Annotated in this window: 22 protein-coding genes; 11 read left to right on the forward strand and 11 right to left on the reverse strand. The window is 59.2% G+C overall.

Annotated features, from left to right (window positions below; genetic code table 11):
* Positions 1-139: 139 nt before the first annotated feature.
* Positions 140-1432 (reverse strand): pyridoxal phosphate-dependent aminotransferase, encoded by a 1293-nt coding sequence (locus B5V00_RS08235; RefSeq protein ID WP_085010304.1) that lies wholly within the window; start codon positions 1430-1432, stop codon positions 140-142.
* A gap of 11 nt (positions 1433-1443) precedes the next feature.
* A complete protein-coding gene (locus B5V00_RS08240) occupies positions 1444-2091 on the reverse strand; it encodes a GntR family transcriptional regulator (RefSeq protein WP_172399665.1) in 648 nt (215 codons plus the stop codon).
* A 334-nt stretch (positions 2092-2425) separates the two neighbouring features.
* Here B5V00_RS08240 and B5V00_RS08245 point away from each other — a divergent pair, with 334 nt between their 5' ends.
* The gene (locus B5V00_RS08245) at positions 2426-3559 is read left to right on the forward strand and encodes a putative metal-binding motif-containing protein (protein ID WP_085010306.1); all 1134 of its coding nucleotides are present in this window, start codon (positions 2426-2428) and stop codon (positions 3557-3559) included.
* A 199-nt stretch (positions 3560-3758) separates the two neighbouring features.
* Positions 3759-4598: a DsbA family protein gene (locus B5V00_RS08250; RefSeq protein ID WP_172399666.1), complete on the forward strand. Its 840-nt coding sequence runs from the start codon at positions 3759-3761 to the stop codon at positions 4596-4598.
* Positions 4599-4931: 333 nt separating this feature from the next.
* Here B5V00_RS08250 and sucB read toward each other — a convergent pair whose 3' ends face one another.
* Together sucB and B5V00_RS08260 are read right to left on the reverse strand one after the other, a co-directional pair.
* On the reverse strand, positions 4932-6050 hold the full coding sequence (sucB, locus tag B5V00_RS08255; protein ID WP_085010308.1) for a dihydrolipoyllysine-residue succinyltransferase: 1119 nt from the start codon (positions 6048-6050) through the stop codon (positions 4932-4934).
* A gap of 23 nt (positions 6051-6073) precedes the next feature.
* Entirely contained in the window at positions 6074-8755 is a 2682-nt protein-coding gene (locus B5V00_RS08260) for a 2-oxoglutarate dehydrogenase E1 component (protein WP_085010309.1), read from the reverse strand.
* A 208-nt stretch (positions 8756-8963) separates the two neighbouring features.
* Between B5V00_RS08260 and B5V00_RS08265 the strand changes: the two genes are divergently transcribed.
* Positions 8964-9290, forward strand: a complete 327-nt coding sequence (locus B5V00_RS08265) for a hypothetical protein (RefSeq protein WP_085010310.1) — start codon at positions 8964-8966, stop codon at positions 9288-9290.
* Between the two features lie 311 nt (positions 9291-9601).
* Entirely contained in the window at positions 9602-9991 is a 390-nt protein-coding gene (locus B5V00_RS08270; protein WP_085010311.1) for a Gfo/Idh/MocA family oxidoreductase, read from the forward strand.
* A 198-nt stretch (positions 9992-10189) separates the two neighbouring features.
* Here B5V00_RS08270 and B5V00_RS08275 read toward each other — a convergent pair whose 3' ends face one another.
* The 7 genes from B5V00_RS08275 to B5V00_RS08305 all read right to left on the reverse strand — a co-directional run bounded on the left by B5V00_RS08275 (position 10190) and on the right by B5V00_RS08305 (position 14677).
* On the reverse strand, positions 10190-10519 hold the full coding sequence (locus tag B5V00_RS08275) for a hypothetical protein (protein WP_085010312.1): 330 nt from the start codon (positions 10517-10519) through the stop codon (positions 10190-10192).
* Positions 10516-11445, reverse strand: a complete 930-nt coding sequence (gene trxB / locus B5V00_RS08280) for a thioredoxin-disulfide reductase (RefSeq protein WP_085010313.1) — start codon at positions 11443-11445, stop codon at positions 10516-10518. The genes B5V00_RS08275 and trxB overlap by 4 nt, the downstream gene beginning before the upstream one ends.
* The gene (gene lipA, locus B5V00_RS08285; protein ID WP_085010314.1) at positions 11432-12307 is read right to left on the reverse strand and encodes a lipoyl synthase; all 876 of its coding nucleotides are present in this window, start codon (positions 12305-12307) and stop codon (positions 11432-11434) included. Before lipA ends, trxB begins: the two co-directional genes overlap by 14 nt.
* Positions 12308-12485: 178 nt before the next feature.
* Complete coding sequence (gene rd / locus B5V00_RS08290) at positions 12486-12644, reverse strand: rubredoxin (protein WP_085010315.1); 159 nt, start codon at positions 12642-12644, stop codon at positions 12486-12488.
* A 43-nt stretch (positions 12645-12687) separates the two neighbouring features.
* Positions 12688-13350, reverse strand: coding sequence for an isoprenoid biosynthesis glyoxalase ElbB (elbB, locus tag B5V00_RS08295; protein WP_085010316.1), 663 nt, complete (start codon positions 13348-13350; stop codon positions 12688-12690).
* A 134-nt stretch (positions 13351-13484) separates the two neighbouring features.
* Positions 13485-14081 (reverse strand): helix-turn-helix domain-containing protein, encoded by a 597-nt coding sequence (locus tag B5V00_RS08300; protein WP_085010317.1) that lies wholly within the window; start codon positions 14079-14081, stop codon positions 13485-13487.
* A gap of 95 nt (positions 14082-14176) precedes the next feature.
* Entirely contained in the window at positions 14177-14677 is a 501-nt protein-coding gene (locus B5V00_RS08305) for a DUF2059 domain-containing protein (protein WP_085010413.1), read from the reverse strand.
* 363 nt (positions 14678-15040) lie between these two features.
* Here B5V00_RS08305 and B5V00_RS17170 point away from each other — a divergent pair, with 363 nt between their 5' ends.
* From B5V00_RS17170 to B5V00_RS08340, 7 genes are all read left to right on the forward strand, one after another.
* Complete coding sequence (locus tag B5V00_RS17170; RefSeq protein WP_172399667.1) at positions 15041-15985, forward strand: DMT family transporter; 945 nt, start codon at positions 15041-15043, stop codon at positions 15983-15985.
* The gene (locus B5V00_RS08315) at positions 15982-16716 is read left to right on the forward strand and encodes an HAD family hydrolase (RefSeq protein ID WP_085010319.1); all 735 of its coding nucleotides are present in this window, start codon (positions 15982-15984) and stop codon (positions 16714-16716) included. Before B5V00_RS17170 ends, B5V00_RS08315 begins: the two co-directional genes overlap by 4 nt.
* A gap of 347 nt (positions 16717-17063) precedes the next feature.
* A complete protein-coding gene (locus tag B5V00_RS08320; RefSeq protein WP_085010320.1) occupies positions 17064-17333 on the forward strand; it encodes a hypothetical protein in 270 nt (89 codons plus the stop codon).
* Positions 17334-18347 (forward strand): RluA family pseudouridine synthase, encoded by a 1014-nt coding sequence (locus tag B5V00_RS08325; protein WP_085010321.1) that lies wholly within the window; start codon positions 17334-17336, stop codon positions 18345-18347.
* Between the two features lie 3 nt (positions 18348-18350).
* On the forward strand, positions 18351-19148 hold the full coding sequence (gene pgeF, locus B5V00_RS08330; protein ID WP_281249676.1) for a peptidoglycan editing factor PgeF: 798 nt from the start codon (positions 18351-18353) through the stop codon (positions 19146-19148).
* A gap of 178 nt (positions 19149-19326) precedes the next feature.
* Entirely contained in the window at positions 19327-19545 is a 219-nt protein-coding gene (locus tag B5V00_RS08335) for a hypothetical protein (RefSeq protein WP_085010322.1), read from the forward strand.
* A gap of 928 nt (positions 19546-20473) precedes the next feature.
* The gene (locus B5V00_RS08340) at positions 20474-22000 is read left to right on the forward strand and encodes an HDOD domain-containing protein (protein WP_172399668.1); all 1527 of its coding nucleotides are present in this window, start codon (positions 20474-20476) and stop codon (positions 21998-22000) included.
* The last annotated feature ends 3 nt before the right edge of the window (positions 22001-22003 follow it).

Genomic DNA, 22003 nt, shown 5'->3' on the forward strand with positions numbered 1-22003 from the left:
CCTCGATGTAGCTGCCGCTACACCTGTGGTTTCAGTCTTCGCGCGCCTTGCATCCGGGCACGTCTCGACCACCTTCAACGGTGGAGGAGGGTGGTGTGGGGAGGTCGTCACCCATCTGTTGTTTCCCCGTCTCTTCCTATTATTGTCCCAGCCACTCCTCGATCAGATCGAAAGCGGTGACGATTTTTTCGCAGTTCTGGCGCAGGAAAGCTTCGTCGAGGTCCTTGCCCCCCGGGACCTGTTCCGCGGCGGCCAGCGCGCGGGCACCGTCGAAGTCAACGTAGGCGAGGCGCACGGTCAGTTCTTCCTCGGGGCGTCCGAAAGCGGTGCCGGGGAGGATTGCCACCCCGGTTTCGTCGAGCAGCCGTTTGCAGAGTTCGGGGCTGGTGCCGATTCCCCTGGCGGCCAGCTTTTCCCGCAGGGGTTCGAAATCGGGGAAGAGATAGAAGCCCCCCTGCGGCGGAGCCAGTTGCAGCCCCATCCTGACCAGCCGCTGGTGAATGTAGTCTCCGAGAGTTGCCAGGATGCGGCGCGACTGCCAGAGGTAGCGTTCGATGCGGGTGCCGCCGTTGAAGGCGCGTACCGCGGCGTACTGAATCGGAGCGCTGGTGGCGGTGAAGGTTTCGCTGGCGACGGCGGCCATGCCCTCCAGCAGCCAGTCGAGCTCCTTGGGAAAGATGAAGGTTCCCAGGCGCCAGCCGCCGGCGCCGCACCACTTGCTCAGGCCGCTGCTGATGATGGTCCCCTCAGGATAGTAGCGGGCGATGGAGGCGTGTCCGCCGTCGAACTGCAGTTCGCCGTAAATCTCGTCGGAAAGCAGGATGATGCGGTGCTTGCGGGCGACGGCGGCCAGTTCCTGCAGTTGCCGGTCGCTGTAGCTGTAGCCGGTCGGGTTGTTGGGGTAGTTGAGAATGACGATCCGCGGTTTGGTCGGATCCTTGGCGCAGAGCCGTTCCAGTTCTTCCGGGGTCAGCAGCCAGCTGTTGTCTTCGCGGGTCGGTATCCAGCGCACCTGGTGGCCGACGATGTGGGCCTGGGGAGCGTAGGACACCCAGCTCGGGGTTGGAATGACCAGGTCGCCGTAGTAGACCAGCTGCAGGATGAACATCAGCTCCTTTGATCCCGGGCCAACCAGCACATGCTCAGGGCGATAGACGAGAGACTGGGTCCGTTCAAAGTAATCAACCACCGCCTCCTGCAGGGCGGTCAGGCCCCGTACCGGCAGGTAGTCTTTCTGGTGGGCATTGGCACGCAATTCTTCCACGACCGGTTGCGGGACCGGGAAGGGGGACTGTCCGAGTCCAAGTTTGTAAACTCGGCGCCCTTCCTTGATGAGGCGGTTGGAGATTTCGTTGATTTCGAGCGTTGCCGAGAGGGGCAGCCCGCGGACATTGAGGTTGAGATGAACCTCGTGAACACTGTTGGTCGGCATGACGGGTCCTTTCATTGTTGCTGCACCGCGGCGATTTTACGCCCGGTTTCAAAGTAGTGGTCTCTGATGGTTGCTTCAATCACGGTTGTATCCCGCTGCCGCAGGCTGTCGACAATCCTCAGGTGGCGGGCAGCGACTTCTTCCGGTTGATAGAGGGTGCCCCAGTAGCGGCAGAAGAGGATATGCAGCTTGCGGCTCAGTCGATCTCCGAAGTTGTAGAGTTCACGATTTGGACAGCGATCAAGAATCAGGTTGTGAAATTCTTCCCCTCGCTCGATCAGTTCCCGGTGCTGTTGTCGCCGGGCGTGGTTCTCCATGCGGCCACAGAGCTGCTGCAGGGTGCCCAGATCTTCCGCACTCAGACCGGGAGCGGCCAGCGCCGCGGCATAGCCTTCAATGACACCGCGGGTCTGGTAGGCATCGATGATTTCATGGCTGCTGAGCAGGGTGATGAAGTGCCCGCGCTGGGCCTGGTGGCTGAGCAGGCCTTCCCCGACCAGCTCGCGGAGAGCTTCGCGAACCGGTGCGCGGCTGATGCCGAGTTCGAGTGAGAGTTCCTGCTCAAGAATTTTTTCTCCCGCCCTGAAACGGTCATTCATGATGCCGTCATAGATGTGCCTGATCACGTAATCTTTGTAGGTCGCTTTTGGAATTTCCATACGGCTCTCCATGATGTCGAATGTCGACATTATGGAGAGCCGGTAAAAATTTGCAAGCGGAAAATGACCTCGATTCGTGCTGTGACTGTCCCGCGGCCCTGGTTTTTTCATCAATGTCCCGTGGCGGCTGTGCAAAGCCGAAGAATTGGCAACGGTTTCGCGCAACCGGTGGATGTTCAACATGCCGCGGTTTTGTGCGCGGAAGGCTCTCAGCAAAACACTTTTTCCAGTTTAGAATCTCACTGCTGTCCAAAGATGGCTGATTCTCTGTTTGCCATTCCCTTCCCACTCACGTCGGCAGGAGCAACCTGCCTCGTCATTCAAGGAGAACGTCATGAATTTTCAAACGGTAAAATTGATGATTGCGGTACTCATTCTGGCTGCAGGTTTTTCCTGGACGGGCAACGCTCTGGCCTTTCCATCCTTCGGCAATGATGTCAATACCTTCTGCAGTCAGACCCAGCCGTTCACCGGAGACTGCACCCTCTGTCATACCACCGGCAGCAAGTCGGACCCGACCTCGGCGAAGTCGGCCTACAAGGCCAATGATCTCTGTTTTTTCTGCGGCGGCGAGCCGCAGTGCAATACCGGTCCGACCTGTACCGACCTAGACAAGGATGGTTTCTACGCTGAAGGTCAGGCCTGCGGCACCATGGCTGATTGCGATGACAGCAATCCCGCCATCAACCCCGGTGCGGCTGAAAACTGCAGCGACGGTATCGACAATAACTGCAATGGCCTGATCGACAGCCAGGATCCGGCCGCGGTCGGTTGTCCGGCGCAGTGCACTGACGCCGACAATGATGGTTTCAACGTTGATGGTACCGCAGGTTGTGGCCCGCAGGATTGTGATGACCAGGATGCCGCCATCAATCCGGGAACCGCCGAGATCTGTGGTGACAACATCGATAACGATTGTGACGGTCAGGTCGACGAGGGTTGTGTCAGTTCCTGTCCGGATGCCGATGCCGACGGTTACACTGATGCCGCCTGTGGCGGCGCCGACTGTGATGATGCCGAACCGCTGATCAATCCGGGTATGAAGGATCTTTGCGGCAACGGCATCGATGAAAACTGTAATGGTCTGCAGGATGATGTCTGCGCGGCCTGTCCGGGGGGCGGTGCCTTCATGGTCAAGAAAGCCAGGTTTGATTTCAAAAAAGGACGACTCGATGTCAAAGGCAAGGCGACCGTCGGCAGCAGTGTGCAGATCTTCGATGCCGAAACCGGCAGCCTGCTGGCCTCGGGTGTTCCGGTGAAAGGGGATGCATGGAAGGCCCGTATCGAGCTCGATGAAGCGCCGGCGCGGATCAGTGCAAAAAGTGACGCCGGTTGTCAGGCGGAACAGGATGTCACCGTCAAGGGCCGCAAAGATCACGATGAGGATGATCCGTCTGACGACGATCATGGAGATGACCGTGGCAAAGACCGTGGCAAAGACAAGGGGAAGAAGCAGCATGATGATTGATTCGGGGCTGCTGACGTAAGTTCAGAGACAACCATTCAGCCGGGGAAGCCAATCTGCTTCTCCGGCTTTTTTTTTCGAACTCTTTGCTTGAAGCTGTTAATATTCCCCTGAATCAGTGAGTTCGGCACCGGCAAACGGCACGTGTTCCCGCCGGGCAATGCTCGCTGTCCACCCTCGATTCGAAGGAAAGGAAGGTTTCATGTCATCCAGAATGCTGTTGCTTTTGCTGTTGTTACTGCTCTGTCTGCCGGTCGGTGCGGTTCGTGCCGAGGTGGAGGGGAGAACGGTTCGCACGGTTGATCTTCCTGAGACAGCCAGGCAGGTTGTGATCAGCCCCGGCGGCCGCAGTTATTTTGTTCTCGGCGCAGAGAAGCTCTATCTTTATTCGATTGACGGTCGCCAGATCGGCTCGGTCGAGATCGGCAGCGATGTTGTCGGAATTACCCCCCAGAGTGACGGCCTGGTGTTGCTGCATCGCAAGGGGAAGCAGCGTCTTGAGTACCTGTCGCTGGATGTCATTCAGCAGATCGACACCACCGATTCACCGGTGCGCGGCAATCTCGATGCGCCGGTCACCATCGTTGTTTTCGACGATTTTCAATGTCCTTACTGTGCCCGTCTGGCGCCGACGCTGAAAAAGGTGCTGGCCAACAATCCGCAGAATGTCCGGATGGTTTTGAAGAACTTTCCCTTGAGCATGCATCGTTACGCGCGCGCCGCAGCTGTTGCTGCTGAAGCCGCCGGTCGTCAGGGAAAATTCTGGGAGATGCACGATCAGCTCTTTGCCAACTACAATCAACTCAATGAGCAGAAAATTGACGATCTTGCCCGGCAGATCGGCCTGGATATGAAACGTTTCAACGAGGATCGCAAGGATGCCGCGATTCAGGCGGCTATCAGTCGGGACCAGGAGCAGGGCAGTGCCCTCGGGGTGCGCGGCACGCCGACGGTTTTCATCAACGGCCGCCTGCTGCGGGATCGCAGCGAACGGGGATTTCAGCAGGTGATAGATGCCGAACTGGCAAAACTGAAAAAATAAGCTGCGAGGGGCGGTTCTTTTGCCCCGGCTCGGTGTTGCGTCCCTCTTCGTATGTGCGACCTGGCGAACGCTACGCCTCCGCGCTCATCGGCACGCGCCTTGATCCGAGACAAAACTCCTCGCCCTTTGTCGGGAGAGGTTGCCGGGATAGTTGATCTTCATGGAGAGAGTCGCGGCGGTTCTTTTGTCCCGGCTCGGCGTTGCGTCCCTCTTCGTATGTGCGACCTGGTGAACGTTACGCCTCCGTACTCATCGGCACGCGCCTTGATTTAAACGAAAACTCCTCACCGCGGTGGTGGGGAGTTTTCGTTTGTGGGCTGCAGAATTCCTTGCTCAGAGTTCAAGTAGCGAAGCATCGACCTGTTCGATGAACTCCTTGACGGTTTTGAGGAAGGTGACCGCCTGTTTGCCGTCGATGACCCGGTGATCATAGCTGAGCGCCAGGTACATCATCGGCCGGATCTCGACTTTGCCGTCGATGGCGACCGGCCGTTGGATGATGTTGTGCATGCCGAGTACGCCGGTCTGCGGCGGGTTGATGATCGGGGTACTGAGCATCGAACCGTAGACCCCGCCGTTGCTGATGGTGAAGGTGCCGCCTTCGAGATCGGCCAGGGTCAGCTTGTTGGTCTGTACTTTTCGGCTGAATTCGGCGATCGCCGTTTCGATCTCGGCACTCGACAGCCGGTCGGCATCACGCAGGACCGGGACCACCAGCCCCTTTTTTCCACCGACGGCAATGCCCATGTCATAGAAATCATGGTAGACGATATCGTCACCATCGATGCGGGCGTTGACCTCCGGGACCGCCTTCAGGGCGGCGACGACGGCGCGCACGAAGAAGGACATCATCCCCAGCTTGACGCCGAATTTCTGCTGGAAGGCGTCCTTGTACTCGCCGCGCAGGGCCATCAGCCGACTCATATCGGCTTCGTTGAAGGTGGTCAGCATCGCGGTCTGCTGGCGGGCGGCCAGCAGGTGGGCGGCTATTTTTTTGCGGATTGGGCTCATCGGCACCCGGCGGACGCGTTCATCGTCAGCCGGGTGCGGCAGGTCAACAGTCTTCGGCGTGCCGGCGACAGCGGGCTGCGGTGCTGGTGCGGCGGGGCTCGGTGTCGGTACGGCAGCCAGTTTCCGGGGAGCGGCTGGAACCGCGGCCGGTTCAGCCTGTGGTGCGATGCTCTCAGGTCTCGGTGTCGGTTTGGGTGCTTCCGCCACGTTTTTGGAGTCGATCAGGGTGGCGATCACTGTACCGATCTTGACCGTTTTCCCTTCCTCCACGTTGAGATGGATAGTGCCGGAATCCTCGGCATGCAGTTCCAGGGAGATTTTGTCGGTTTCCAGTTCGCAGAGCAGGTCGTCCTTACTGACCCGGTTGCCCTCGGCGACATGCCATTTGGCGATGGTCGCCTCAAAAATTGATTCACCCACTTCGGGGACCAGGATTTCCATGCGTCTCCACTCCTTCAGTGATCTTACAGGCTGAATGCCAGGCTGATCAGTTTCTTCTGTTCCTGATTGTGTTGCCGGTGACTGCCGACCGCCGTGGCCGCCATGGCCGGACGGCCGACGTAGACCGGATCGGTCCCCAGCAGGTCGGCCAGATGCGGACGGATGTAGCTCCAGGCGCCGCCATTGGCGGGCTCCTCCTGGACCCAGGCGTAGGCTCTGGCCCTCGGATAGCAGTCGAACGCCTGACGCAGCGCTTCTTCTCGCAGCGGGTAGAGCTGTTCGATGCGGACCAGGGCGACATCCTCCCGCTGGTCGGCCCTTTTTTTCTCCAGCAGTTCGAAATAGATCTTGCCGCTGCAGATCAGCACGGTCTGGACAGCTGAGGCGGAAATATCATCGGTCAGAACTTCGCAGAAGCGTGCCTTGGACAGATCATCCAGTTTCGAGCGGCAGACGGGATGGCGCAACAGGCTTTTGGGCGAGAAGATGATCAGCGGCCGTCGCCAGGGGACCTTCATCTGTCGTCGCAGCAGGTGAAACAGCTGGGCCGGGGTACTCGGATTGACGAGCTGCAGGTTGTTGTCGGCGCAGAGCAGCAGATAGCGTTCGATGCGGGCGCTGGAGTGCTCGGCCCCCTGACCCTCGTAGCCGTGCGGCAGGTACATCACCAGGCCGCTGGTGCGATCCCATTTTGAGCCGCTGCTGCTGATGAACTGGTCGATGATGACCTGGGCGCCGTTGGCGAAGTCACCGAACTGTGCTTCCCAGATGGTCAGACCTTCGGGCATTTCAAGAGAATAGCCGTATTCAAAGCCGAGGACCGCGTTCTCTGACAGCATGCTGTTGTAGACCTGGATCGGTGCCTGGGTCGAGGAGAGGAAGGCAAGTGGCACGTAGAGTTGTCCATTTCTGCTGTCGACCAGCACGGCGTGGCGGTGGTTGAAGGTTCCGCGGCGGCAGTCCTGGCCGGAGAGGCGGATCGGCACGCCTTCGCTGAGCAGGGTGGCGAAGGCCAGCGCCTCGGCGGCGCCCCAGTCGAGTCCGGAATCGTCGAGGACCATTTTACGACGGTTTTCCAGCAACCGGGCGATCTTCGGGTGCGGGGTGAAGGCCGGGGGCAGGGTGGTTATCCTGCGTGCCAGCTTCTGCAGGGTCTGTACCGGGGTGCCGGTGGTGATGTCGGCCGGGGTGTAGTCCCGCTGGATGTTGCTCCATTTTCCCTGGTAGCCGGGGGCCTGGTCGACAACTTCACCCTTCAGGGCCTCTTCAAGACGCAGGTTGATTTGCGCCGCCTGTTGTTCAATCCGCTGCGGATCGATTCCTTCGCTGACCAGTCGGGCGGCATAAACTTCGTGGACCGGTGGACGTCGGCGGATCTTTTCGTACATCAGTGGCTGGGTGAAGAAGGGTTCGTCTCCTTCATTATGTCCCTGGCGCCGATAACAGATGATTTCGATCACCGCATCCCTGCCGAAACACTGCCGGTAGTCGAGGGCCAGTTCAGCGACGAAGGCGGCGGCTTCCGGGTCCTCGCCATGCACGTGAAAGATCGGCACCATCAGCATCTTGGCGACATCGGTGGCATACAGGGTCGAGCGGGCGTGAGCCGGCGAGGTGGTGAAGCCGATCTGGTTGTTGAGGACGATATGCAGGGTGCCGCCGGTATGGTAGCCGTCGAGCTGGGAGAGGTTGAGGGTCTCCGGCACCATCCCCTGACCGGCGAAGGCGGCATCGCCGTGAATCAGGATCGGCAGCACCTTGCGCCGTCCGCCGGGACCGTAGTTGCTGTGCCGGGCACGACATTTGCCTTCCACCACCGGATTGACCGCTTCGAGATGACTCGGATTCGAGGCGATGGAAAGGTGGACCGTCTCCCCGCAAGGGAACCGGCGGTCGCAGGAGAATCCCTTGTGATACTTGACATCCCCTTCGCCGACGAAAGCGAGTTCGATGTTGTCGGTGAATTCGGCGAACATGTTGGCGAGCGGTTTGCCGAAGATATTGGCTAGTACGTTGAGGCGTCCGCGGTGGGCCATGCCGAGAACGATATCCTTCATTTGCAGATCAGCCGCGTGCTCGGCGATACATTCGAGCAGCGGGATCATCACTTCACCCCCTTCGAGGGAAAAACGTTTCTGGCCGACGAACTTGCGGTGCAGAAAGAGTTCAAACAGTGAAGCTTCCTGCAGCTTGCGCAGAAGGCTCAGTTTCTGTTCATCGTCAAGTTGCGGACGGTTGCGGACGCTCTCCATCCGTTCTTTCAGCCACTCGCGTTCATCCGGGTCCTGGATATGCATGAATTCGACCCCGATGTTGCGGCAGTAGGTTTCCCGCAGCAGGTCAAGAATTTCGCGCAGAGTTGCCTTCTGGCGGAGAAACCGTCTTGGATGAAAACAGGTGTCAAGATCCTCTTCCCCGAGGTCGAACGCCTCCAGGGCCAGCGCCGGGTGAGGCGGCGGGCAGGGATTGAGCGGATCGGTGCAGGCCTGCAGGTGGCCGAGGTCGCGATAACGATAGATCAGCGAGTCGACCGCCGACTGTTTCAGGGCACGTTCAGCGTCCAGTTCGGCGGAGGTGGTCTGACGCGCCAGTTCGAAGCCGCTGAAAAAGGAACGAAGGTCATCCGGTACGGCGCGCGGGTCTTCCTGCCAGAGACGGAATTGATTCTCCAGCCATTCGGGACTGGCGTTGGCGTTGAGCGTCATGTCATTCAGACCTGTTTCGAGATGAGGGTAACATATTGAATTTCCAGATGGAGTATATCAAGCGGCGCAGGGCATGCAACGTCGTCGATACCCTGCCTCCGGTTCGACCACCGGTGTGAGCTCTGACTCCCCCTTAATGACCGGAAGCGTCCGGTCGAAGAGTAGAACGAGGGGGGCATCAGGTGTCCCGGAAATTTGAGGGTTGTCTATGGGGCGGGAAAAGAAGCGGGAACAGGAAGCCGGATTGATTTATGATGTGGCCGGACGGCTTGGCTGCAGTGATCGTGAGTTGTTCGTGCGGGCCTATCACCAGTGGTATGGCCATTCTCCCGGCCAGGCTGAACTGGAATGCTGCCTTGATCTTTTTGCCCGCCGAGGGGATATCCCTTTCTGGGTACGGGGTTTCGTGCGCAATTACCTGGGGCGGCCGACGCATCAACGGGGGCTTTGCCACCGGCGCGACCTGCCGAAAAAAGTGGTTGAAGGTCTGTTGCTGATTGCCGCCCTTGAGTTGCTGTCGTTCCTGCCGTTCTAGGAGACTGTCGGACTATACAGGCTGAAGCGAAAATTCGGGTGTTTGAGCACAGATTTCGGCTCAATTGCAGCCTCATAGCAGTGGCTATGGGGCAAAATGGAGCTGGGATATGGGCCGAACGCACGGATTTGCAGCCAGTTTATGGATAGTCCGACAGCCTCCTAGGTTGTCTGTCTCTCCCTCCCCGAGAGGGCTGTCTGTGCCCCCGACCCGTATTGCCAGGTCGCTCTGCGGCCTGTTTCCCGCCCCTTTTCATCCTGCTGTTTTCTGCTATGCTGAAAGCTGGTGAGGCCGTGGATGGGGAGGTGCGTATGGAATCAGTCAGGGTGGCGCTGCTTGGCGCCGGACGGACCGGACATGCTTTTCTCAGGGAGATGCTCGGCTACGATTACATCGAGGTGATCGGGGTCTGTGATCTTGAGGAGGATGCGCCGGGGCTGGAAATGGCCCGTAAAAACGGCCTGATGACGACCCTCGACCCGATGGAGTTACTCAGCCTCGGCGAACAGATCGACATCCTGGTCGATCTGAGCGGGGATCTCTCGCAGAAACGCCAGATCAAGGATTATTTCGAACGGATCGACAACACCCACACCATCATCATGCATGACCTGGTGGCGCGGCTCTGCATCAGCCTGGCGACCCGCCAGAACTGTCTGCTGCCGACTATCCACCCGGCCGACACCGGCATCGGGGTGTAGAGCGAGGGCGGTCGATACGCACCCGTCTGCGGCGTTGCTCCCGCCTTCAGTCGCTGCGGAGTAGCTGCCGCTACACCTCCTCCTTCAGTCGGAAGGCGCCTTGCATGCGGGCACCTCGACCACCTTCAACGGTAGAGCGAGGGCGGCCGATACGCGTCCCTCTGCAGTCCCCTGTTGCGTTTTCATAGGGGAAGAGCGTCAGAAAGTCACATCCTCTCCCGCCGATTTCACCAGTCGCAGCAGGGCCGGTGCCACGTTCCAGCGGTGGCCGTCATCGGCGGCGATGCTGACGGTCTTCTTGTTGAGGCGCAGCACCCGTCCCTGGATTTCCCGCCCGTCGTTGTCCTGAAAGCCGACTCGGTCGCCGATACTGAACCCGGCCATCAGGCTGGTGCTTTTCGCCTGGGAGATCAGTTTGAGCCGTTCGACGATCAGGCGGTTGAGAAACAGTAGGTCATCCTCGCTGAGCCGTTTGATGGCCTCGACGGCGGAAACCCGATCGAAAATTTTTACGCTGCCGGGGGTCATTGTTCCTCCAGATAGCGCTCCGCCTGCATGGCGGCCTTGCAGCCGGTGCCGGCGGCGGTGATCGCCTGGCGGAAGTGGGCGTCCTGAACGTCGCCGGCGGCGAAAACGCCGGGGATGCTGGTCTGGCATTCCTTGCTGGTGATGATAAACCCTTCTTCGTTCAGGTCGAGCTGGCCTTTGAACAGACCGGTGTTGGGATCGTGGCCGATGGCGACAAACAGGCCGTCGCAGTCGAGTTGCGATTCCTCGCCGTTGGTGGTGTCGCGCAGCCGGATGCCGGTGACCCCGGCCGGGTCGGTGAGAATTTCACTGACCGCGGCATTCCAGAGAAATTCGATCTTGTCGTTTTCCAGCGCCCGCTGCTGCATCGGTGGTGACGCGCGCAGGCTGTCGCGGCGGTGGATGACGGTGACCTTGCGGGCGAAACGGGTCAGGAAAATCGCCTCTTCCATGGCGGTGTCGCCGCCGCCAACGATGGCCACTTCCTTGTCGCGGTAGAAGAAACCGTCACAGGTCGCGCAGACCGAGACGCCCCGTCCGTAGAGATCCAGCTCTCCCGGCAGTCCGAGTTGCCGCGGGGTTGCTCCGGTGGCGATGATCAGGCTGTCGCAGGTCGCCGAGCGGTCGGCGAAAAAGATGCGGAACGGACGGCTGCCGAGGTCGACCCGCTCGGCATCGCCATCAAAGAAACAGGCGCCGAAGCGCTCCGCCTGGCGACGCATGCGATCCATCAGTTCGTTACCGTCAATGCCGTCAGGAAAACCGGGGAAGTTTTCGATTTCGGTGGTTCCGGTGAGCTGGCCGCCCGGTTGTGTTCCGGTGATCACCAGCGGCGCCAGTTGGGCGCGGGCGGCGTAGATGGCGGCGGTCAGACCGGCCGGGCCGGTGCCGAGGATAATGGTGCGGCAATGTTCACTGATTCCCATGATCGGCCTCCTGGAATTGTTCTGCGGCATGGTAGGATGAGCGGACCAGCGGTCCCGCCTCGACATGGCGGAAACCGAGTTCAAGTCCGAAGTCGCGGAAAGAATCAAATTCTTCCGGGGGGAGATAGCGCGTCACCGGTTGGTGATCGCGGGTCGGCTGCAGGTACTGGCCGAGGGTCAGCAACCGGCAGCCGGTGGCGAGCAGGTCCCGCATCACCTGTTTGACTTCTGCCACCGTTTCCCCCAGCCCCAGCATCAGCCCCGATTTGGTCGGAATCTGCGGGGCCGAGCGGGCACTGTCCTGCAACAGCTGCAGGGACCGTCGGTAGTCGGCCTCGGCCCGGACCAGCGGATAGAGGCGTGGCACCGTTTCAATGTTGTGCCCGAGGATATCCGGCGCCGCATCGAGGATGGTCTGCAGGGCTGCCGGGTCGCCGCCGAGGTCGGGAATCAGCAGTTCGATGATGCAGTCGGGGCTGTGTTTGCGTATCGCCGCGGTCAGTTCAGCGAACTGGGCGGCGCCGCCGTCATCGAGATCGTCCCGGGTAACCGAGGTGATGACGGCATGACGCAGCTGCAGTTCGGCGATCGCGGTTGCCACCCGGGCCGGTTCGTCGGGGTCGAGGGGCAGTGGCTGCCCACCCTGGACGTTGCAGAACCGGCAGCCGCGGGTGCAGTGATCGCCGAGAATCATGAAGGTCGCGGTACCGTTGTTCCAGCATTCTCCCTGGTTCGGGCAGGCGGCGCTGCGACAGACCGAGTGCAGCCCCTGTTGGCGGTGGTAGCGATCGATACGGACGAAATTGGGTCCGGATGGCAGACGGACTTTGAGCCAGTCCGGCTTGCGTGGCGGTTTGTTCATCGGTTCCTGCCGTCAGATAGAGAGGGGGGACTGTGCCTATTGTAGCTGGTCACCGGCTGTTATCGCAAACGCCCCGCCGGATCGGGCGGGGCGTTTGCGGATACCGGGTTCTGAAATCGTCAGGATTGCGGAGAGTGCGGGACTCATCCCCTGCATCCTGCATGCCGGACGATTGTTTTCAGGCCTTTTCGAAATTGGATTTGTCGGCGCCGCACAGTGGACAGACCCAGTCATCGGGAAGGTCTTCAAAGGGGGTGCCTGGAGCGATGCCGTTGCCGGGATCCCCTTCGGCGGGATCGTAGATGTAATCGCAGATAACACAACGATACTTGTCCATGGGCTTGTCTCCTGTTCGGGTGGATGTCCGGGTTCGTGTTTTGTCAGAGCAGTTCGACCAGCGCCTTGACGGTTTTTTCAATTCCTTCGGCCACCTCGGCGATCCCGCCGGCCAGCATGTAGGCGGGGGTCGAAACGATTTTGTTTTCCCGGTCGATGACGAAGTTGCTGCAGGGGCAGTCGACATGGGTGACGCCCATGGTGTTGACGGCAGCCGCGGTGTCGGCGTCATTGCCGATGGTTAATCGGGCGCTGAGCTGGTCGTCGCCCAGTACCCTGGCGACCATGGCCGGGGCGATGCAGATCGCGCCGAGGGGTTTTTTTGCCGCTACGATTTCGCGAATCAGGCGGGCGACCTCGGGGTTGACCTCGCAATCAGCCCCCTTGACAGCGAAGTCGCAGAGATTCTTTGCCGCACCGAATCCCCCGGGGAAAATCAGGGCGTCGATATCGGCCGCCTTGACCGTGGCGATATCCTTGATATCCCCGCGGGCGATGCGGGCTGATTCGACCAGAACATTGCGGCTTTCACCGGCGGCTTCTTCACCGGTCAGATGGTTGACGACATGCATCTGGTCGATGTCGGGGGCCATGCAGATCGCTTCGACTCCCTGGCGGTCGAGGGCCAGCAGGGTGATGACCGCTTCGTGAATTTCACTGCCGTCATAGACGCCGCAACCGGACAGAACGACTCCGACTTTAGCCATGATGGGTCCTCCTTTTGCAGACAGGTGGGATTCATGACGACCGGACCATGGTTGGCCGATCGCGTGTTGTTATCGTGAAAGACTAGATGACGCCACATTCTTGTCAAGCGTCGTCGACCGGGATTTGCCGTGAATCAGAATTCGCGCGAATAGAGAACCACGATGCCGCGCGGGGGACCGTCGCTGAGCGCCACGTAGCCGTGCGGCTCGCTGGAATCATAAAAGATCGAATCACCGCTGCCGAGGGTGATGACCCGGTCGCCGTAATGGAATTCGACTTCGCCTTCAAGCAGGTAGAGGAATTCCTGTCCCTCATGGTGGACCAGCAGGTCGTCGCTCCAGGTGCGGGATTCGAACTCCATCAGAAACGGTTCAATGTTGCGATCGCGTTTGCCGTAGGCAAGGGAATGGTAGATGTAGGGTGGTGAACCGCCGCGGGAAAGCCCTCGCTGAATCAGTTTGCGGCTTTCCCCTGAGCGCACCAGGATGCACTTTTCGCAGCTGTCTTCTTCCTGGAAGAAATTCTCGATGCCGACCTTGAAGGCTTTTGAAATGCGCAGCAGGGTTGCCAGGGGGGGGATCACCTGATCGTTTTCGATCTGTGAAAGCAGGGGTTTGGACAGGCCGGTCTGATCCGCCAGGTCCTGCAGGGTCATGCGCCGCTGCTGTCGCAGGTGGCGGACCTTGCGGCCAATCTGCAGTTCCTTGACTTCCTCCCGGATGTTGTTCATAACTCACCGACCTTGTTGAAGTTTTACCTGTTTTTTAGCCTGTGGGAGCATTCAAGTCAAGAATTTCCTTGTTTAATGTTTCAAATAATCAAACATTATTCGGTCAGACGGAGGGCGCCGGCGCTCATTCTGGCATTGATTCTCCGAACCAGTTCAGTGACCAGTGTTTCTCCCCACTGTCGTCCGGTTTCACGACTTTCAGTCCTGATGGCAGGGAGGACCCGGAGAGATTTTTTGCCGATGTCGCTGCGGTAGAAGGAGATGAGCTGCTTGATTTCATCATGGCTGAAGTGGTCGGCATAGATATGCATCAGTTTGTCTTCGAGCTGGTCACGGCGTTCCGCCAGCAGTTGCCTGACTTCGAAATCGACGATGGCTTCGACCCGTTCGGAAATCTTGTCGCCATCGGCTTCGAGGGCTTGTCGTGCCCGGCTTTTCAGCTGTCCGTTCAGTTCGGGTTCCATGTTGTCGGTACCGGTGAGCTGCATCAGGTAGCGGATGCCGGCGCTCTTGGCCGGGGTCAGCGGGTCGGCGGAAACCGGACCGGCGACGGCAAGGGTCAGCAACATGAGGAGCAGAGTCCGGGTGATGTGCATAGACGGTTCCTTTCGTGCCAAAGTCTTGCACCCAAATCCACCGGCAATTTCGGGATTCGGCTGTCGTTACGGGTGAATCTGCTTTGTTGCCGTCACCGCTTCGGTGCTCGACGTAGCGCGGCTACGTCTGCGCCCGAAACGGCGCGGCGCCGCGCATCTCCACCCGTTCCGCCACCCTCGGTCCACAAAACAGCCGGTGGATCTGGGTTGCAATTATCCGCTGGATGCGGCATATCAGCAGGCAGAAGCTGTGGTTCTCTGTTTACAGTTTACCCGATTCAACGAATTGTTCACGCCGCACCGTCCACAATCGGGTGCCGGCGCCGGTATCGGCTGTCCGCAGACAGCCGTATGGAATCTGTGATGATATCTTCTCCGCCTCGTGGATCACATCCTTTCTCTCTGACGGCCTGCCTGCTGCTGGTGCTGGCGCCGCTTTTCTGGGCCGGCAACGTGGTGCTGGCGCGGGGAGTCGCAGACCAGATTCCACCGGTCACCATGGCCTTTCTGCGCTGGTCCGGAGCCTTCCTGTTCCTGATCCCCTTTACCTGGAAGCATGTCCGCCGCGACTGGCTGTCGTTGCGGGCCGGTTGGCGCCATCTGCTGCCGGCCTCGCTGTTCGGCATCGCCAGCTTCAACACCCTGCTTTACACCGCCACCCAGACCACCACCGCCATCAACTGCGCCCTGATGCAGACCGTCATGCCGGCCGCCATCATCCTCTGCTGCTTCCTGCTTTATGGTGAACGGATTTCGCTGCTGCAGGGCTGCGGAGTGCTGCTCTGCAGTGCCGGTGCGGGCTGGATTGTGCTGCACGGCGAGCTTGCCAGGCTGGCGGGGCTGCAGTTGCTGCGCGGTGACCTGCTGATGCTGATCGCGGTCTTCTGTTATGCACTCTATTCTGCGCTGTTGAGGAAGCGTCCCGAGGTGCATCCGCTCAGCTACCTGACGGTGACCATCGGTCTCGGGACGCTGTTGCTGGTGCCGCTGTTCTGCTGGGAGATCGGGCGGGTGGCGGCGCCTGCTGTTTCGCCGACGGTGGTCGGCAGCATCCTCTATATCGCCCTGTTTCCTTCAATCGCCGCCTATCTCTGCTGGAACCGCGGCATCGACCTGCTGGGACCCAACCGCGCCGGGCTGTTCATCAATCTGATTCCGGTTTTTGCCGCCGGCATGGCGATGTTGTTTCTTGGAGAACGCCTGCGTTCCTATCATCTGGTCGGTCTGCTGCTGGTGGCGGTCGGCATGGTCCTGTTTCAGGTTCAGGCCCATCGGCAGTCGCCGTCGGCCGGGAGGTCATCCCGATGAGTTTTGATGTCTCCCGGCTTGACCGGATTCGTGCCCTTTTCTTCGATCTCGACGGCACCCTGCTGCAGGTTGAGATGCGGCAGTTCATCCCGACCTATCTCGACGGACTGGCGGCCCATCTGGGAGACCGGGTCGATCCACCCGCCTTCCGGGCGCTGGCCCGCAATGCCATTCTGCAGCTGCTGGAACGGCGGCAGCGGGACGGGAGCAATCGGCGGCAGTTTCTACGGCTGCTCGAAACGCACGGCGGAATCAGCCCGCAACAGTTCGAACGCGCTCTCGGAGCCTACTGTGACGATGGCCTGGAACACCTGCGTCCGCTGGTCAGGCCGTTGCCGGAGATCCGCACCCTGCTGGACACGGCCTTCGCCTCCGGGCGGGAGGTGGTGATCGCCACCAACCCGGTGTTCCCCCGGGAGATTGTTGCCGCCCGGCTGCGTTGGGGGGGGATGGATGATTATCCCTTCGCCCTGGTCAGTGACTGGGAGAATTCGTGCCTGTGCAAACCGGCCCCCGGCTATTTCGAGGATCTGCTGGAGCATTTCAACCTGCGGCCGGAGCAGGCGTTGATGATCGGCAATGACACCGGTCATGATCTCGCCGCCGGGAGGGTCGGTATCGCCACCCTGCTGGTCGACACCTGGTTGATTGACCGGAAAGAGGATGCGCCGCCCCCGGACTGGCGCGGAGACCATCAGCAGCTGATCGAAATCCTGCGGCGGATGGTTTAACCCCAAATCCACCGGCAATCTCGGAATTCGGGTGTCGTTACGGATGAATCTGCTTCGTTGCCTCACCGGTTCGGTGCTCAACGTAGTTCGGCTACGTTTCCGCCCGAATCGGCACGGCGCCTCGCATCTCCACCCGTCCCGTCACCCTCGGTCCGCAAAACAGCCGGTGGATCTGGGTTGACCCGAAAACTTTGACTTTTTTCAGTTGCTTAAGTAATCTGCAGGATAGGTCAGGGCTTCAGCGGACATGCCCCGGCATTTCCACAGTGTCGGGAAGAATGTCAGTCTGTCAAAATTTATATGGATCAGTACGGCAATCCCCTTTTCAACCCGCTACGGGAGGTGCTATGGCTCGCTTGGTAGATAACCCCAATCTGGCGTTTCGCCTGGCCCGGGCGATCATTTCGGATATCGCCCTTTACAACCAGGAGAAAGTCAAGGAAGGGATCAAGAACGACAATATCTTCGAGCTGCTTGAAGAGGAACTGCAGGAAGGACGGGAACATTTCCACAGCCGCGTTGCCGCCGATATGCCTGAACGAGACCATCTTTACGACCGGGCCATGGTGGATGTCATGATCCGCCAGGCCGGAAAAATCGAAAGCACCATCTGGTAAATGACAGATCTCATCCGCCTGGATGTCGCTCCGGGGCAGGGGCCGCAGCGGCTGGACCGCTTCCTTGCCGAGGCGCTGGAGGATTATTCCCGGGCGCAGCTGAAAAAACTGATCGATGACGGGCGGGTGCGGCTTGACGGCATCCCGGTCAAGGCCGGAACCCGTCTCAAGGGTGGTGAAACAATACTGCTGGCCCCCTTCAAACCGGAACCGATCAACGCCATTCCACAGGATATTCCACTTAACATTCTTTACGAAGATTCCGACCTGATTGTCATTGACAAGCCCGCCGGCATGGTGGTACACCCGGCGCCCGGGCACCCCGACGGCACCCTGGTCAATGCCCTGCTTTATCATTGTCGTGATCTGGCCGGTATCGGCGGGGAACTGCGGCCCGGTATTGTTCATCGTCTGGACAAGGACACTTCGGGGGTGCTGGTCGCCACCAAGAATGACCTCGCCCATCAGTCACTGGCGGAACAGTTCAAGGAGCACAGCATCCGGCGTCGTTACCTGGCGCTGGTCCATGGCCAGGTTCAGCAGGCCCGAGGCGTTGTTGACAAGGCGATCGGTCGTCATCCGACCGAGCGCAAGAAGATGAGCAGTCGCAGTCGCCAGGGGCGGCGGGCGGTGACCCGCTGGGAGGTGCTGCGTCGTTTCGATCTTGATCGACTCAGCTGGCTTGAGCTGGCACTTGAAACCGGCCGCACCCATCAGATCCGGGTCCACATGTCGGAGCTGAACCTGCCCCTGGTCGGCGACCCGGTCTATGGTCAGCAGCGTCGTGCCAATGCGGTCGCCGATCTTGAACTGCGCAAACGGCTGCAGCGGCTGCAGCGCCAGGCGCTGCATGCCCGGCTGCTGGGTTTCAGACATCCGACCAGCGGTGAGTACCAGGAGTTTCGCAGTCCCCTGCCCGAGGATCTGGGGCAGATCCTTGATTATCTCGATGAGAAGTACCAACTCTCGGAATCGTCGCGCCTGGTGGTGGGAACCCCGGCCGACGCGGAGTGATGAATGCCGATGAAAATGGCACGCAACGGAAAAATCAGTTACCTCGAACCGGAGTGGATTACCGGTAGCCTGCGGGCCGGCTTCACCACCCGCAACGGCGGCATCAGCCGTGCCCCCTACAACTCGCTGAACCTGGGGCTCAATACCGAGGATCCCCGCCCGAATGTTGAGGGCAATCGCTCGACTCTGGTCCGGGCCTTCGGCCTTGAGGTTCACCAGTTGCTGACCGTGCGTCAGGTCCATGGCAATAACATCCTGGTGGTTGACGAGCCCAATCCTGATCTGAGCCATTTTCAGCAGGTTGAATGTGACGCGATCATCAGCAACCAGCCCGGCATGATGATCGGGGTGTTGGTCGCCGACTGTTATCCGGTGCTGCTGGCCGCTCCCGCCCAGGGCGTGGTGGCGGCGGTTCATGTCGGTTGGCGCGGCGCCGTCGCGCAGATCATTCAGCGCACTGTCGATGCTCTGCAGGAGCAGTTCGGGGTTTGCCCTGAAGAACTTCTGGCTGCGGTAGGACCCGGCATCGGGGCTCATGCCTACGAGGTTGACCGGCCGGTTCGAGACCAGTTCCGCAAGGCCGGTCTGCCCTGGGCCGGGGTGGCGGAGGAGTCACGTCTGGGACACTGGAAACTTGATCTGCGCGAGACCTGCCGTCGGCAGTTGCTGACGGCGGGGGTTGTCAGGACACATATCGATCTGGCCGAGGAATGTACCTGCTGTCATCGTGAACTGCTCTTTTCGCATCGACGGGATAACGGCAGAACAGGGCGACAGCTCGGTTTTATCTTACTGACCTGATGCCGGTAGCCGGCAAAACGATTTTTCAAATGACCGCTCCGATTGGGGGCGGTCATTTTTTTTGTTTTTTTTTGTCGTCCGTCATTCAAATATAAGAAAAATTTGAGATCCCGTGAGTATAAAGGTTACATCAAGGATGCAAACTCCGGCACCGATGAATCGCCGGACTGGAGGTCTCATGGAGAGTTGTCCCTATATCGGTAAATGTGGTTTCTACCAGCGCTTCGCGGCCAAGAACAGTGCCGCCTGGCGCGGACTCTTCGATTCCTACTGCAAGGGGGGACTGGTTGGCCATTGTGAGCGGAACAAGCTCTACAGCATGGAGACGGTCGGGTTCAGCGACGAGATGATGCCGAATGGAAAAAATGTTCCCGGCCCCTTCAAAATGTTGCTTTGAAAAAAAACTGAATGTGAGATTTTTTTGAGATGCCGGCGCTATAGTACATAGCGAACTGCTTGCGGGAGGGTTGTGATCCAGGATCGCATGACGCAGACAGGGGGTTTGAGGTAAGGAGGGATCTTGAACCCCGGCATCTCTTTTCTTGTTGCTCTTGCAGTCCGGAGGGGGGGCCCCATCTTCAATCGAAGGTGGGGCTTTCCAATTTTGTGGGGCGGCGCCGGATTTTTCATCAACTCTGCGTTGCAGCCTCGCTTCGCTTGTGCGACGTAGCTTCCGCTACGCCTCCGCGCTCACCAAGGCTGCGCCTTGATTTGATAAAAAATCCGGCGCCTCGTGACGGCGGTGCGGATATGAGTTGGTCAACAAAAACTTATATGCTTCCGCCGACAAGGGGCTCACGGATTCAGGATTACTCTGCGTTGCAGCCTCGCGCCGCTTGTGCGAAGCGGAGAGTCAGATAATTTTCGGGTTTTGACCCAACCGAAGATCCAGTTTTGCCTTTTTTCTCAGCCTTTGTTTTCTCTGTGTCTTCTGCGTCTCCGCGCGAGATAAGATTTTTGCAGTATTACCGGTATGGGAGAGCATCACTTGAGCCACGAAGATAACCAGTAAACTGAAAAAAATGCCTTTGGGCAAAGATTTTTTTCAATTGCAGGAGAAATTTGAGATTTTTTTGAGATTTCAGGTGTAGTCTGTAGACAACCTTTTTCATTTCCATGCCATTTACAGGGGATTTTCGGGTTTCCCGGCCGGATATCCCCTCTTTTTTTTGTCTCCCGCCGTTCTGTTGCTCTCCATTTTTCTGTCCGCTTTAAGCCGAAGACATTGATTCAGACTGTCGTTACGGGCGCTCTGAAAAAAAACCATGGATGGGTGTCTTTCTCTGCCGATAAGAAAGAGAGCCACTTCAACCATGGACCAGGTTATGACTATTGACAGTCTGATAGAAAAGAAAGTCCGCCTTCCTTCTCCACCGACCATTGCCGTCAAAATCCTTGATGCCGTACAGCAGGATCGGGCTTCGATGCAGCAGCTGGCGGAGATTATCTCTTCCGATCCGGCCCTCGTGGCCAAATTGCTGCGTATCGCGAATTCAAGTATCTACGGCCTGAGTTACCGGGTCGGCAGTATCGACAAGGCGCTGACGGTTCTCGGCGTCAATCTGTTGAAAAATATCGCTCTTTCCTTTGTCATCTCTGAAGAGTTGCGGACCGGTGGCGAGGAAGGGTTTGATCTCGATTATTTCTGGCGCCGGTCGGTAACCGCCGCCGTGGCTGCCGACCTGACGGCCAAGATGGTCGGTCAGTCGAATGAAGATGCCTTTGTCACCGCGCTGCTGGCCGACATCGGAATCCTGCTGCTGCAGCGGCATGACCCGGACGAATATCCGGTTCTGCTGGCCGCGCACGAAGCACGCCGGTGTCCGATCAGCGAGGTGGAAAAGGAGCGCTACGGTTTCGACCATGCCGAATTGAGTGCTGCCCTGCTCGGTCGGTGGGGTCTGCCGAAAGAGGTGACTGAGCCCCTGCGCTACCACCATCGGCCGGGTGAAGCGCCGGAGAAGTATCTCGAAGCGGCGGAGGTGGTGCAACTGGCGGATCGATTATCCGCGATCTATCACGCTCCGGGCGGCAGCGGTCAGGTCGACCAACTGCAGACTCTGATGACATCGCGCTTCGGCCTTTCATCTCCGGCGGTGGAAATGCTGGTTGACAGCGTGGCTGAAAAAGCGGTCGAGCTGTTTTCCGGTTTCGATCTTGATCCGGGGGAAATGCGTCCCTACTCGGAAATGCTGCAGGAGGCCAATGAAGAACTCGGTGAAATGAACCTCAGCAGTGAACAGTTGCTGTTGGAGGTCAAGCAGGCCAACCAGAAGAATGAGAAACTGGCTGCCGAACTGCGCCAGGCCAACAGCAAATTGCGTGAGCTGGTTTTTCGCGACGGCCTGACCGGTCTCTACAATCATCGGTATTTTCAGGAAATGGTGGACCACGAAATGGGCCGGGTGATCCGCTATGGCAGCTGTTTTTCGCTGTTGATGTTTGATCTCGATCATTTCAAACAGGTCAACGACAACTACGGTCATCCGGTAGGTGATCTGGTGTTGAAGAATATCGCCGAGGCGGTGACCGCGTCGGTACGCACGTCCGATGTGGTGGCGCGCTATGGCGGCGAGGAGTTTGCCGTGATTCTGCCGGAGACCGATCCTTCCGGTCTGCGGGTTTTTGCCGAACGGCTGCGGCGGCGGGTTGAAAAGCTGGAGACCGAGGTCAATCGGGACAAGGTTCGCGTGACCATCAGCATCGGTGGAACCACCTATCAGCCCGGGGTGGCCAAGGTCGACAAGTTCCGTGTCATTGACACCGCGGACCGGGCGCTCTACCAGTCCAAGGCTCTCGGCCGCAACCGGGTTACCATTTTCCCCCTCGAAGGTGGCCGGTCGCACGGGTGAGGG

This window comes from Geothermobacter hydrogeniphilus (genome assembly GCF_002093115.1).
In the GTDB taxonomy this organism is placed as follows: domain Bacteria; phylum Desulfobacterota; class Desulfuromonadia; order Desulfuromonadales; family Geothermobacteraceae; genus Geothermobacter_A; species Geothermobacter_A hydrogeniphilus.